6 protein-coding genes are annotated in these 14,471 nt (G+C 65.4%); all 6 read right to left on the reverse strand.

Going from position 1 to position 14,471, the window contains the following annotated elements; translation table 11 throughout:
• Nucleotides 1-42: 42 nt before the first annotated feature.
• Genes treY through WDC82_RS23190 form a run of 6 tightly spaced genes read right to left on the reverse strand, consistent with a single transcriptional unit; the run spans nucleotide 43 to nucleotide 14,431 of the window.
• The gene (gene treY / locus WDC82_RS23165; RefSeq protein ID WP_340119793.1) at nucleotides 43-2,787 is read right to left on the reverse strand and encodes a malto-oligosyltrehalose synthase; all 2,745 of its coding nucleotides are present in this window, start codon (nucleotides 2,785-2,787) and stop codon (nucleotides 43-45) included.
• Complete coding sequence (gene treZ, locus WDC82_RS23170; RefSeq protein WP_340119794.1) at nucleotides 2,784-4,616, reverse strand: malto-oligosyltrehalose trehalohydrolase; 1,833 nt, start codon at nucleotides 4,614-4,616, stop codon at nucleotides 2,784-2,786. The genes treY and treZ overlap by 4 nt, the downstream gene beginning before the upstream one ends.
• Nucleotides 4,613-6,697 (reverse strand): glycogen debranching protein GlgX, encoded by a 2,085-nt coding sequence (gene glgX, locus WDC82_RS23175; protein WP_340119795.1) that lies wholly within the window; start codon nucleotides 6,695-6,697, stop codon nucleotides 4,613-4,615. Before glgX ends, treZ begins: the two co-directional genes overlap by 4 nt.
• Nucleotides 6,694-8,925: a 1,4-alpha-glucan branching protein GlgB gene (glgB, locus tag WDC82_RS23180; RefSeq protein ID WP_340119796.1), complete on the reverse strand. Its 2,232-nt coding sequence runs from the start codon at nucleotides 8,923-8,925 to the stop codon at nucleotides 6,694-6,696. Before glgB ends, glgX begins: the two co-directional genes overlap by 4 nt.
• Entirely contained in the window at nucleotides 8,922-12,239 is a 3,318-nt protein-coding gene (gene treS / locus WDC82_RS23185) for a maltose alpha-D-glucosyltransferase (protein WP_340119797.1), read from the reverse strand. The genes glgB and treS overlap by 4 nt, the downstream gene beginning before the upstream one ends.
• The gene (locus WDC82_RS23190; protein ID WP_340119798.1) at nucleotides 12,239-14,431 is read right to left on the reverse strand and encodes an alpha-1,4-glucan--maltose-1-phosphate maltosyltransferase; all 2,193 of its coding nucleotides are present in this window, start codon (nucleotides 14,429-14,431) and stop codon (nucleotides 12,239-12,241) included. Before WDC82_RS23190 ends, treS begins: the two co-directional genes overlap by 1 nt.
• Between the last annotated feature and the right edge of the window lie 40 nt (nucleotides 14,432-14,471).

Below are 14,471 nucleotides of genomic sequence, written 5' to 3' on the forward strand. Positions count from 1 at the left end.
CAAAGTTTCGTTGCGCTCTGCGCGGCAGCCACGACGGGGACCTTAAGAGCCGGTCCCCTCTGCAGCGGACAGCAGAAGGGCGACGGGGAAGGACGCGAGCAGCCGCGAGGCCTGCAGTGGCTCTCGTCCCCCATAGGTCTCCCCTGTGACAACATCCCGCAGCTTCCCTTCCAGCGTTCCGCCTTGCAGGGCCACGCCGGTATCCCCCCAGCTTTCCGCGGGGATCACGGGAACGTCCGTGCCCTCAACAAGGCCCAGCACCCTGCGCGGAACCACCACCACCAGGCGCGCGTCTCCTGCCCTCCGCTGAAAGGCGACAATACTCTCGGCGCGTGAGCCTTTCACTTCGAGGGACTCGTAGCAGCCTTCCGCGAAAAGTTCTGGATGCTGCCGGCGGGCACGCAGGCCGGCCGACAGCAGGGCCATTTTCGGCGCCCCCGAAAGCCAATCTTCCATCAGAGCCGCCGTTTCGCCGGCGGCCCCTTTATCGAGCAGCGACTCCCGCAGGGGGAAGTCCACCGGCCGCCGGTTGTCCGGGTCGGTCAGGCTGAAATCCCAGAGCTCACAGCCCTGATAGATGTCCGGGATGCCTGGCGCTGTCAGCTTAAGGGTAAGCTGCGACAGGCTGTTGACCGCGCCGGCCAGCCACAGCGGCCTGCAGGTCTTTGCAAAATCTGTCAGGAACTCACCGCCGCTCTCGACCGTGAGAAGCGCCGAGACGAAGCCGGCCACCGCCTCCTCGTACGCTGTGTTCGTGTTGGTCCAGGTGGTTCTGCTTTTGGCTTCCCGGCAGGCCTTTTCCATATAGGCGAGGAAGCGCTCGCGCAGATCCGCCAGTTCGCGAGCCGCCGCCTCCGAGGACAGCGGCTCCCGAACCAAGTTGGCCGGCCAGGCCCCGGCGAGGGCCTGGTAGAACAGCCACTCGATCTCCGGCTCCGGCGCTTCCCCCTCCGGCAGGGCGGTGCGGTGTTGCACATTCATGGCGCTCCAGCGCGCGGTTGCCTGGCGCCAGCGGCCCGGCATCTCGCTGAGGGCGTACAGCCGGGCCCGGGCATCCTCGCCGCGCTTGGTGTCATGGGTCGCCGTCGCGGAGAGCCCGGCGGGTTGCGTTGCCTGGCGCTCCGTCATCGCCGCATGGAAATCCGCCAGGGGCGCACCGAAATGATCCGCTGCGCCGCCCACCTCGTTCAAGGCGACCAGCCGGTTGTAGCGGTAGAACAAAGTGTCCTCGACGGCCTTGGCCATGACCGGCCCCGTCGTCTGCTGGAAGCGGGCGACGAATTTATCCGCCGAGGGTCTCTCCTCGTCATCGGCGCCCTCCGGCAGCAGCAGTCCGGCAACGAACGCCAGAGCCTCCGGCTCTCCGGTCTGCTCCGAGATCCCGGCACCATCGATCGCCTGCTGCAGGTAGCGCCGGTCCAGCGCATCCGGCCCCTGCTGGACGATGTAGCTGCGGTAGACCGGCAGATGCACGATGATCTCGGTGATCGAGCGTTTCAGCGCGTCCTCACCGAGATCCCGCGTCGCGATCGATTGTGCCGCGAGGTCCCGCGCCATGGCCGTCAGGTCCGAAAGCTCGCCCGCGAGATTGAAGCCGAGGATCTCCCGCTTGGCCTGCGCCGCTTCGGCCGCGTAGTCGCTGGTGCGTCCGACGAACCCGTCGTAGGCGGCCGTCAGCGACTCATAGCCTGCGCTGTCCGCGAAGAGGTCGGCCAGAGCGGCGATGAACTCGTAGCCCGTGGTGCCGGAAACCGCCCAGTCGGGCCGCAGCGGCTCGCCGGGCTCCAGAATCTTCTCCACCAGCAGGTAGCAGTCACCATCACAGCCCACGGTCTCCTGGAACCGCTCGAAATAGCCCTTCGGATCGCTCAGCCCGTCGACATGATCGAGGCGCACGCCGGCAACCTGGCCGTCGCGGATCAGCTGAAACAGGCGCTCGTGCACCTGGGCAAAGACGGCGGGATCCTCGACCCGCAGGCCGACCAGCTCGGCGATTTCGAAGAACCGTCGGTGCGTCAGTGCCTCCCGCGCCAGCCGCCAGTGGGCCAGCCGCCAGACCTGGGCCTCGTGGATTTCGTGCAGTGCGCCCGTATCGCTCTGTGCGGCCGACAGGGCATCCGCAATCGCCGCGGACACCGCCGGCTGCCGCGCGGCCTCGGCAAGTTCCCGCTGCAGGGCGGGGCCACTCTCCGGCGTTGCTCCGGCAAAACGCTGCCCGAGCCGCCGGAGGACGGGATCCGCGCTCGACGCGAGGAGCCGGGCATAGGACGGCGGCGTGAGGGGCATGGTACGGTCGTAGAAGCGGAAACCGAGACGGCCTTTTCCGGCGTCGAAGCCAAGCCCAAAGACGCCGCTCTCCAGCGCCTCGCCGTAACCGGAGCCCAGCACCGGCAGCATCAGCTTGGAGGCCGACCAGTCTATGTCGAAGACCCGGGCGTGGGCACTGGCCTCGCCCCATTCGAGTACCGACCACCACCACGCATTGGATTCCACCGCCGCCATGTGATTGGGCACGAAGTCGAGCAGAAGACTCAAACCGGCCTCCCGCAGCGCCCCGCAGAGGCGCTCGAAGCCTGCGTCACCGCCGATGGCCGGCTCCATCACAGCGAAGTCCACGCCGTCATAGCCGTGCGTCGACCCCTCGGCGGCGGCAAAGAGAGGCGAGGCATAGAGATGGCTGACGCCCAAGCGGGCGAGATAGGGCGCCAGGGAGGCGGCCCGGTCGAAGTCCATGCCGTTGCGGAACTGCAGGCGATAGGTCGCCCGCGGCAAGTTGCGATCCGTCATGCGCCGCGCTGTGCCTCAGGCTCTTCAAGTACGACGCGCAGCGACCAGCCCGTCAGCGCCGCGCCTTCGCCGTCATCGACGGTCTCGAACAATACCCGGCCGGCAACCTTCATAGGGGCGGGCAACGGCCGGTCGGTCAGGTTGGCCAGCAGCGTGAGGCGCGAGCCGTCGCCCAGCCGCCAGTCGACGGCGAAACTGCTCGCCTCGCCGAGCTCCGCCCGGCCGGAATCACCCTGCATGCCGGCAAGCCGGGGGACGATCTCTTTGCGGCGAATCTCGAGCAGGCGGCGCAGCAGGCTGTGCCGGGCGCGGCCTTCCGCTGTCGCCAGGCGATCCCAGTCGAGGCGCGAGGCGGCGAAGGTGGTCTGGGCGTTCGGATCGGGAATCCTGTCCCGCGTCGCCTCGTCGGCGAAAGCGGGAAAGCGGCGGAACTCCCGGCGGCGTCCCTCGCGCACCGCATCGGCCAGTTCACCGTGGAAGTCGGTGAAGAACGCAAAGGGCCGGATCTCGCCCCACTCCTCCCCCATGAACAACATCGGGACCTGCGGCGATAGCAGCAGGATGGCGGTCAGCGTTTCTACGGCGCGCGGCGACGCCAGATCCGTCAGCCGCTCGCCGAACGCCCGATTGCCGGTCTGATCATGGTTCTGCAGGAAGTTCACGAAGGCCAGCGGCGGCAGGTGTCCGCTCGGCTCACCGCGTGCCGCGCCATCCCAAAAACGCGACGTCTCGCCCTGATAGATGAACCCGCTGGCAAGCGCGCGGGCCAGACCCGCCGCCGGATGGTCGGTGTAATCGGCGTAGTAGCCCTCGGCCTCCCCGGTCGCCGCCACGTGCGCCGCGTGATGGAAGTCGTCGTTCCATTCCGCCGTGTAGCGGACCGGCCTGCCCGCCTCGTCGCGGCGGTGCAGCCGCGTGATGTTGCGATCGTCTTCAGTCGTCAGGTGAATGTGGCGGTCCGGCAGCCGCTCGCGCACCCGGCGCGCGATGGCTTCCAGGATGTGCTCTTCGGAGGGGTCTTCGATCTGGTTGATGGCATCCAGCCGCAGGCCGTCGAGACGGTACTCCTCCAGCCAATAGAGCGCGTTGTCCACGAAGAAATCGCGCACCGCCGGCTGCTCGTAGGCGATGGCCGGTCCCCACGGGGTCTCGCGCGCGGCGTTGAAGAAATCTTCCGCGTAGGCGTGCAGATGGTTGCCGTCCGGCCCGAAGTGATTGTAGACGACGTCCAGCAGCACCATGAGCCCCTGCTCGTGCGCCGTGTCGACCAGCGCCTTCAGCCCATCGGGCCCGCCATAACACGTATGGGGCGCATACAGCAGCACGCCGTCATAGCCCCATCCCCGGTTGCCGCCGAACTGTGCCACCGGCAGGAGCTCGATCGCCGTCACGCCCGTCTCTGCCAGATGCCGGAGTTTCTCGGCCACGCCGGCGAAGGTGCCGGCCTCGCTGAAGGTGCCCGTGTGCAGTTCGTAGATGACCGCCTCTTCCCAGGGGCGACCGCGCCAGGCGGCGCTGCGCCAGGCGTAGGCGGCGGGGTCGATCAGCAGCGAGTCCTCGTGCACGCCGCCGGCCTGGGCGCGGGCCGCCGGGTCGGGCAAGCGCCGGCCGTCCGCCAGCTGGAATGCGTAGCGCTCGCCGGCAGCGATGCGGTCGGTCGTGACTTCAAACCAGCCGTCACGCTGGCGGCGCATCGGCAGGACGTCGGACTCGCCGCAGCACACCGCCAGATCCCGCACATTCGGCGCCCAGAGGCGGAAGCGCACTTCCTTCGAATCCAGAACCTCGGCGCCCCACTGCTTGCGGTAGGCGAATCTATTTCCTGTCATGCACTGCGCCCGACCAGGAGGAACAAGGCACGTCCAGGAAGCTCGACCTCCGCTTCCGCCTGGAACTCGCCATCGGCCACCCCGATGCGCCCCGATGCGGTATCGACGATCAGGCGCCAGCGATCCGCGACGTCCCCGCCGGGAAGCCGGAACGACAGCGTCTCGTGATGGGCGTTCAGCAGCAGCAGTGTACGTTCCATGCGGACATCGCACATCAGCATGGCGATACTCTTGGCATGCGGATCCTCCCAGTCTTCCGGAGACATGGGCGTGGCGTCGGGCTTCAACCAGATGAGGTCCTGGCAATCCGAATCGCCCACCGGCTGCCCGTGCAGGAATGCTCCCTGACGCAGGACAGGAAGCGACTTGCGCAGCCGGATCATGCCTTCCAGGAAGGCGCGCAGGCCCCGGTCGCGGTCCGAAATCTCCTCCCATTCCAGCCAGGTATGCTCCTCGTCCTGGCAATAGGCGTTGTTGTTGCCCAGCTGGCCGCGGCCGATTTCGTCACCCATGAGGATCATCGGCGTGCCCTGCGAAACCATCATCGTGGCCATGAAGTTGCGGCACATGCGGTCGCGCAGATCGAGCACCTCGGGGTCGTCGGTCGGCCCCTCGACCCCGCAGTTCCAGCTGCGGTTGTCCGAGTGGCCGTCGGCGTTGCCTTCCTGATTGGCCTCGTTGTGCTTGTCGTTGTAGGAGACGAGATCCTTCAGCGTGAAGCCATCGTGGGCGGTGATGAAATTCACGCTGGCCCAGGGGCGCCGGCCGCCGTGGTCGAACAGGTGGGCGCTTGCCGAGAGGCTGGAGACCGCCTGAGCGAGCGCGCCCTCCTCTCCAATCCAGTAGGACCGCATGGCGTCCCGGTAGTGCCCGTTCCACTCTGCCCAGCCCGGCGGGAAGCCGCCCAGGCGGAATCCGTCCGGGCCAACATCCCAGGGTTCGGCGATCAGCTTCACCCGCGAGAGCACGGGGTCCTGCCGCACCGCGTCGAAGAACACCGCATGCTCGTCGAAGGTGTCCCGCTCGCGGCCGAGCGCCGTGGCCAGATCGAAGCGGAAGCCATCGACATGCACCTCCTCGACCCAATAGCGCAGTGAGTCCATGACCATTTGAAGGACGCGCGAGTTCTTCAGGTTCAAGGTGTTGCCGCAACCGGTGACGTCGTAGTAGTAGCGCGGGTCGCTGTCGAGGATGTAGTAGCTGGCGTTGTCCACACCGCGAAACGCGAGAGTCGGCCCCATATGGTTGCCCTCCGCCGTGTGGTTGTAGACCACGTCGAGAATGACCTCGATTCCCGCTTCGTGCAGGCGGCGGACGGCGAGCTTGAACTCGTGGATGTCCCCCTCCGGCGAGATGTAGCGGGTCGCCGGCGCGAAGAAGCCGATGGTGTTGTAGCCCCAATAGTTCTTGAGCCCCTTGTCGATCAGGTGGCGGTCGTCGATGAACGCCTGGATCGGCATCAGCTCGATCGCGGTCACCCCGAGACGCACCAGGTGATCGATCACCCGGGGATCGGCCAGGCCGGCAAAGGTGCCGCGCAGGGGCGACGGCAGGTCGCGCATCTTCGCCGTCATGCCCTTTACGTGCGCTTCGTAGATGATGGTCTCGGCCCAGGGCCGCTGCGGCGCGATGTCGGCGCCCCAGGTGACGGCCGGATCGAGCACAACGCACTTCGGCATGATGAAAGCCGAATTGCGCCGGTCCATGACCAGGTCCTCGCGCGGGTGCCCGACCCGATAACCGAAGGCGGCATCGTGCCAGCGCAGCTCGCCGTGGAGCGCCTTGGCGTAGGGATCGAGCAACAGCTTGTTGGGGTTGAAGCGGTGCCCCGCCTGCGGCTCGTAGGGGCCGTGCACGCGGTAACCGTAAAGCTGCCCGGGCCGGGCATCGTGCAGATAACCGTGCCAGACCTGATGCGTGTACTCCGGCAGCGCGATGCGCTCGAGCTCGCGCCGGCCGTTGCTGTCGAAAAGACAGAGTTCCACCTTCTCGGCATGAGCCGAGAAAAGCGCAAAGTTGACGCCCGATCCGTCCCAGGTCGCGCCGAGCGGATAGGAATAGCCCCCGGAAAGTCGTCTCAAGCACCGCCCTCCCGCGCCGGAGTCAGCATCAGTGCGCCCAGGGGTGGCAGGGTCAGCTCGATCGAATGCGGTTGGTCATGCAACCCTTGGCTGCCGGCGGCGATGCCGCCGTCGTTGCCGACATTCGAACCACCATAGATCTCGGCATCGCTGTTGAGGACCTCGCGCCAGTATCCGCCTTCAGGCACACCCAGGCGGTAGTTGCGCCTGACCTCCGGCGTGAAGTTCAGGATCACCAGCACGGGCGCCGTCCCTTCCTCCCCTTTACGCAGGAAGGCGAGCACGCTCTGGGCCGCGTTGCTGGCGTCGATCCACTGAAATCCGCGCTCGTCGCAGTCGCGCTGATGCAGGGCCGGAAGGTCCCGGTAAACCCGGTTGAGGTCACGCAGCAGCGCCATCATCCCAGCATGCAGCGGGCTTTCCGTCAGGTGCCAGTCCACGCTGCCGTCGTGGTCCCACTCCCGTTCCTGGGCGATCTCGCCACCCATGAACAGCAGCTTCTTGCCGGGATGGCCCCACATGAAGGCGTAGTAGGCCCGCAGGTTCGCGAACTTCTGCCACTGGTCTCCCGGCATCTTGTTCAACAGCGAGCCCTTTCCGTAGACCACCTCGTCGTGACTGAGCGGCAGGATGAAGTTCTCGCTGAAGGCGTAGACCAAGCTGAAGGTGATCTGGTCCTGGTGATGGCGCCGATAAATGGGGTCCTTGCGCATGTACTCCAGAGTGTCGTGCATCCAGCCCATATTCCATTTGTAGGCAAAGCCAAGGCCATCCTCATCCGTCGGCCGGCTCACACCGGGCCAAGCGGTCGATTCTTCGGCGATGCAGCCGGTGCCCGGAAACTCGGTGGCGATGTTCGCATTGGTCTGGCGCAGAAAGGCGATGGCGTCGAGATTCTCGTTGCCGCCGTAGCGGTTGGGAATCCACTCCTCCGGCTCGCGACTGTAGTCGAGATAAAGCATCGAGGCGACGGCATCCACGCGCAGCGCATCCACATGATAGCGCGACAGCCAGAACAGAGCGTTCGCCTGCAGGAAGTTCGAGACCTCGCGGCGGCCAAAATTGTAGATCAGAGTGTTCCAGTCATGGTGGAAGCCCAGGCGAGGATCCTCGTGCTCGTAGAGGGCCGTGCCGTCGAAGCGGCCCAGGCCGTGCTCATCCGAGGGAAAATGCGCCGGGACCCAATCGATGATGACACCGATGCCCTCCTGATGGCAGCGGTCAACGAAGCGCGCGAAGGCCTCGGGCGGACCGAAGCGCCTGGTGGGGGCGAAGAGCCCCAGCGGCTGATAACCCCAGGATCCGCCGAAGGGATGCTCCGAAACCGGCAGCAGTTCGATGTGGGTGAAGCCGAGGTCCTTCACGTGGGCAATCAGCTGATCGGCGAGCCGGTCGTAATCCAGCGGCTCTCCCTCCTCACCGCGCCGCCACGAGCCGGCGTGCACTTCGTAAATCGAGATGGGTTCCGCGACGTCCAGGGCGGCGCCACGGCGCTGCAGCCAGGCGCCATCCCGCCAGTCGTGTTCCACCAGGCCATGCACCCGCGACGACGTGGCCGGCGGCTGCTCCTGTTCGAAGGCGAGCGGGTCGGCCTTGAGCGGAAGGCGCTGTCCGCGGGCATCGATGATCTCGTACTTGTAGAGCGCCCCGCGCTGGAGATCCGGAATGAAGAGCTCCCAGACGCCGACCTCGTGGCGCTTGCGCATCGGGTGACAGCGTCCGTCCCAATTGTTGAAGTCCCCTACCACGCTCACGCGCTGCGCATTGGGCGCCCAGACCGCAAAGCTGACGCCCTCGACGCCCTCCAGGGTCACCGGGTGAGCGCCCAGGCGATGATAAATCTGCCGGTGCGAGCCCTCGGCCATGAGATGAAGGTCGAGCTCCCCCAGCACCGGCGGAAAACGGTAGGGATCTTCCATTTCCTGCGAGCCATCACCAAAGCGCGCGCGCAGTCTGTACGGGAAACGGTTCTTGCGCCGCGGCACCGGCCCGGCGAAGAACCCGCCGTCATGCAGTTGGCGCAACTCGGCGACGCGGCGTCCCGACTTGCGGTCGGTCACCTCGACCGCGTCGGCCCCGGGCACGAAGGCGCGCACCGTTAGCCGCCCTTCCTCCGCTCCGTGCATGCCGAGAATATGAAAGGGATCGCCGTGCGCGCCGCGCACCAGCGCGTCGATCTCGGCGGGATCCGGCAGCTGGCCGATCGGTGATTCGCTGTGGTCGCTCATGAGGCACCCCCATTTCTGCCGACGAGATCGAGAAGCCCCCGCAAGGGAATCGGCAGCCAGGCCGGCCGGTTTGCGGCCTCGTAGCCGATCTCATAGACGGCTTTCTGCACCGTGAAGAGACGCAGCAGAGCATCGGTCGTCTCTCTGTCGCTGGGATGGGTCGGCATCTGCGAGGCGAGCTCAAGATAAGCCGCCAGGAAGGCCTCGCTGGCCTGGTCGCGCCAGGCAAAGGCACGCAGCCGCTCGTCCTCGGCGATTTCGCCCGCCACCGCCTGGCGCCGGTCGAGGGCCGCCCAGGCCAGATAGTCGAAGGAGCGCAGCATGCCGGCGACGTCGCGCAGCGGCGAGGTCTTCTCGCGGCGTTCGTCCAGGGAGCGTTGCGGCTCCCCTTCGAAATCGATGATCGACACGTCGTCCTTGTTGATGAGCACCTGGCCCAGGTGGTAGTCGCCGTGGATGCGGGAGATGCCGCCGTCGGGCGTCAACTCCGCCACCGCTTTCGCCTGGGAAAGAAGCTCATCCCGCGCCTCGAGAACCGCTTCGCGCACCTGCTCGGCCTCAGGCGTCAGTTTCTTCAGAGTCCTCAGCATGGAGATCTGCTGCTTGATTTCTCCGGCAACCGCCTTCGACCACGCCTTGAGGTCTGCTGCCCGCAACGGCTTGGTCGCAAAGGCCGGAATATCCGTCGGGAAAGCGAAGGCAGCGTGGAGCTCCGCAGTACGCCGTCCCAGCGTGTCGGCCATGTCCAGCGGATAGGCAAAGGGCCGGGAGTCCGCTTCCTCTTCACCGTCTGCGGCGATTGCGAAGAGCTCGAGATCGCGCGTGAGCGCCTCCAGCAGCACCCGCCACGCATCGCCCTGATTGTGAACCATGGAAAAAGCCGTGGCGAGGGTCACATCTTCGCCATCGCCTGTGGTGTAGCTGGCCGAACCAAGATAAGCCGGCGTCGCCTCGAAGCCTGCGGTGCGCGTGAGAAAGCGGCCGACCTCAACATCGGGCTGTTCGCCGCTCTGCAGGCGCCGATAGAGCTTCAGCACCACCTGGTCGTCGATGATCACCGACACGTTGCTTTGCTCAGCCCCCAGCCGCCGGACCTGCCCCGGAAGGTCGAGCGCTTTCAGCTCCTCCGTCGCATCGAAGCGGATCTCGCCCGTCTCCATCTTGGCCGGTTTTCCGGTGCGCATCGCGTTCATCAGTTCAGCCGCGAAGCTGTCGTCGAAGGCGCCATCGATCACGGCACCAAGGTGCGGCCCCTTGCGCGCCTTGGCAAGGGTGTAGGACAGCAGCGGCGCCCCGGGGCGCAGATGCTCGGAGCCCCAGGTAATGGATAGAGGCAGGAAATAGCGGCTTTCCGCCTTGTCGGTTGCAACGTCGATGATCGAAAGGGCCGACTGCTTGCGGCCGAGGCTGCCGAGGCGGTTGACGGCCACCGACCTGATCGGGCTGCCCTTGTCGCCGAACCACCGCTGCAGCGGCAAGTAGGCCGGCAGCACGTCTTTGCTCAACTGACGCCCTTCCCGGCCGGTCATGATCTGCCGTGCGGTGCCGTCGGTGGTGGTAAGGGTGATGAAGTCCGGCAGCGTTTCCGGCGTCTCCGCATGCCAGCCTGGCGCCTCAGCCTCCGCATCGAGGCTGAACCAGAAGAATGCATAGGCAGGCAGCGTCAGGAGGTAGGGCAAGTCGCCAATCGGCGGGAACGGTGTGCGGCCGGTCAGCTCCACCGGCACGATCCCGCGGAACTCGCTGAGATCGAGTTCCACCGCCTGGGCGGTACGCGCCAGGTTTGCGACGCAGAGCACCCTCTCCTCCCCCAGCTCGCGCACATAGGCCAGGATCTTCCGGTTGGAGGGATAGAGAAAACGAATCTCGCCGCGGCCGAAGGCCTTCGACTGCGACCGGATCGCCACCATGCGGCGCATCCAGTTCAAGAGAGAGGAGGCGTCCTTCTCCTGCGCTTCCACGTTGATGGCCTGGTAGCCGTAGACCGGGTCCATGATGGCCGGAAGATAGAGCTGCTGGGGATTCGCCCGCGAGAAGCCGCCGTTGCGGTCCGCCGTCCACTGCATCGGCGTGCGCACCCCGTCGCGATCGCCGAGGTAGTAGTTGTCGCCCATACGGATCTCGTCGCCGTAGTAGAGGACCGGCGTGCCGGGCATCGACAGCAATAGCGCGTTCATCAACTCGATCTTGCGGCGGTCGTTTCCCATGAGCGGCGCCAGCCGGCGCCGGATGCCGAGATTGATGCGGGCGCGCTCGTCGTCGGCATAGGTGCGCCAGAGGTAGTCCCGCTCCTCCTCGGTCACCATCTCCAGGGTCAATTCGTCGTGGTTGCGCAGGAAGATCGCCCACTGGCAGCTTTCGGGAATATCGGGCATCTGCCGCACGATATCGGTAATCGGGTGGCGATCTTCCTGGGCCAGACCCATGTACATCCGCGGCATCAGGGGAAAGTGAAAGGCCATGTGGCATTCGTCCCCGTCACCGAAATAGACCGCGGTGTCCTCCGGCCACTGGTTGGCCTCCGCCAGCAGCATGCGGTCGTCATAGCGATCGTCCAGCGCGGCGCGAATCTTCTTCAGGACTACGTGGGTTTCCGGCAGGTTCTCGTTGTTGGTCCCATCGCGCTCAACCAGATAGGGAATCGCATCGAGGCGCAGGCCGTCGACGCCCATGTCGAGCCACCAGTACATGACCTTGATGACTTCATGCAGCACGCGCGGATTGTCGAAGTTCAGATCCGGCTGGTGGGAATAGAAGCGATGCCAGAAATAGGCTTTCGCGACCGGATCCCAGGTCCAGTTCGAGGTTTCGGTGTCGAGAAAGATGATGCGGGTGTCGGGGTAACGCTCGTCGGTATCGCTCCAGACGTAAAAATCCCGAGCGGCGGAACCGGCCTTGGCATGGCGCGCGCGCTGAAACCACGGGTGCTGGTCGGAGGTGTGATTGATCACCAGTTCGGTAATCACCCTGAGGCCGCGACGGTGGGCCTCCTTCACGAACTGGCGGAAGTCCCGCATGTTGCCATAGGCGGGATTCACCTTCCGGTAATCGGCGATGTCGTAGCCGTCATCACGCAGCGGCGAGGGATAGAACGGCAGCAGCCAGATTGCCGTGGCGCCAAGCGCCTGAATGTAGTCCAGGCGTTGCATGAGGCCGCGGAAGTCGCCCACGCCGTCGTCGGTCGAATCTTGGAACGCCTTGACGTGCAGCTGATAGATGACGGCATCCTTGTACCACTCCGGCTCCTTGCCGACCGCCACCGATGCCGCAGGACGCTTTCCCTGTCTCAGATTTTCCGGCGTGCGAGCATCCATCAGAGCACGCCCTCCTCGGCAATCAGCCGCCAGATGGCGTACGGCCGCACCTGCGGGTCCAGTTCAACGTGCTGAACCTTGCCGTGCCAGGTAAAGCGGTCGCCGGTGACCAGATCCTCGACGCCGATCGAGGCGTCGTCCGGCAGGCCGAACTCCCACAGCGGCACCTCGAAGCCGGCCCCCTGGGTCGCATGAGGGTCCAGGTTCACGGCAATCAGAACGAAACTCGAAAGGTCAGGCGTGCGCCGGCCGTAGACAAGGATGTTGTCGTTCCAGGCGTTGTAGAACTCCAGGTTGGTGAAGTCGCTCAGCGCCGGGTTGCCGCGCCGCAGACGGTTCACCAGTGCGACGTCCTCGCGGATATTGCCCGGCCGATCCCAGTCCCAGGCACGAATCTGGTATTTCTCGGAATCCAGGTACTCTTCCTTGCCCGGCACCGCGGCGGCCTCGCAAAGCTCGAAACCGTTGTAGATACCGTAATTGCCGGCCAGCGTCGCAGCGAGCACCAGCCTGATGCGGAAGCCCGGCCGGCCGCTTTCCTGCAGGAAGCGAGGATTGATGTCGGGGGTGTTGACGAAGAAGTTCGGCCGGTAGTAGTGACGCGCCTCGGTTCTCGTCAGCTCGGTCAGATACTCCGTCAGTTCCTGCTTGGTGTTGCGCCAGGTGAAATAGGTATAGGATTGGGTGAATCCCACCTTGGCCAGCCGCTTCATCATCTTCGGCCGCGTGAAGGCCTCAGCCAGGAATATGACGTCCGGATAGCGCGCCTGCACCTCCCGGATCATCCACTCCCAGAACGGCAACGGCTTGGTATGGGGATTGTCCACGCGGAAGATGCGCACCCTGTGCTCTGCCCAGAACAGCACGATGTCACGCAGCTTGTACCAGAGGGAAGGCAGAGCCCCGCGATAGAAGTGGACATTGACAATGTCCTCGTACTTCTTCGGCGGATTCTCCGCGAACTTGATGGTGCCGTCCGGACGCCAGTCGAACCACTCCGGGTGCTCCTTGATCCAGGGATGGTCGGGCGCACACTGGATGGCGAAGTCGAGCGCGATTTCCAGGCCGTGTTCTGCCGCGGCATCGATCAGCCGCGCAAAGTCGTCGAAGTCGCCGAGTTCGGGATGAATGGCGTCGTGCCCGCCTTCCCGCGATCCGATGGCGTAAGGGCTGCCGGGATCGCCTTCCTGCGCCTGCAGCGAATTGTTGCGCCCCTTGCGATTGACCTCGCCGATCGGATGGATCGGCGGCAGGTACAGGACGTCGAAGCCAAGGTCGCGGATATAGGGCAGTCGTTCGATAACGTCGTCGAACGTCCCGTGCCGCGCCGGATCGCCGGACTGCGACCGCGGCATGAGCTCGTACCAGGCGCTGAAAGCCGCGGCGGGGCGATCGACCCAAATCGGCAGACTCTTCCCATAGCGGGTCAGGTTCGTGCGCGGCCCCGCACGGCGGTAAAGGGCGGCGATTTTCTCACCGCGCATCAATTGCAACCGTGCCTCATCATCGGGCGCCTGGGCCAGCTGATCCAGGAACGCGCGGAACTGTGCAGCCGCACCCACGGTTTTGGCGCGCTCCCCTTCGGCCGCCTGCTCGATCAGGTGCATACCTTCCCGGATCTCGCTCGGCACCGTTTGGCCCGCCTCGACCTTGCGGCGCACCTCATCGCGCCAGGTCGCAAAGAGGTCGCGCCAGGCGATGATGGTGAACTCATAGGGAGCCTGCCGTGCGATCGGAACCTCGCCGCGCCAGCGGTCATTGTCATGAAACCTCAAGGGGGATTCCGACCATTGCTCCTCATCTGACGCGCGAAACAGCACCGCGGCGTCCACCTTGTCGTGGCCGTCGCAAAAAATATCCGCCTCGACCGCGACCGTGCCGCCGACCACCGCCTTTGCTGGGTATCGACCACCGTTGATTTCGGGCGAGACGTCTTCTACCGCCACTCGACTGCGCGCGAGCTCTGTCAGCGATTCGTCGGATGCCGACGGTTCACGACCGCCCTGCGTCTCTCGAAGATCGGCCGCCGGATGCCGAGCGTGACTCTCCGACTGGCGATCGTGGCTTTTTTGCTTCGCGCGAGAGATCTTCTCCTCCTCAGCAAACTGCGATGCCGTTGTGGTGCAAATACCCTGCTGGCGGGATACACTTGTCCAACGCGCTTCTCGGCGATCCGTTCCGATAACTTGCAATAAGAGAGAAATCTTAGACCGCGCGTCAAACAACCGTCGC

Origin of the sequence: Pelagibius sp. 7325, from assembly GCF_037652055.1 — a bacterium.
Classification (GTDB): Bacteria; Pseudomonadota; Alphaproteobacteria; order Kiloniellales; family Kiloniellaceae; genus Pelagibius.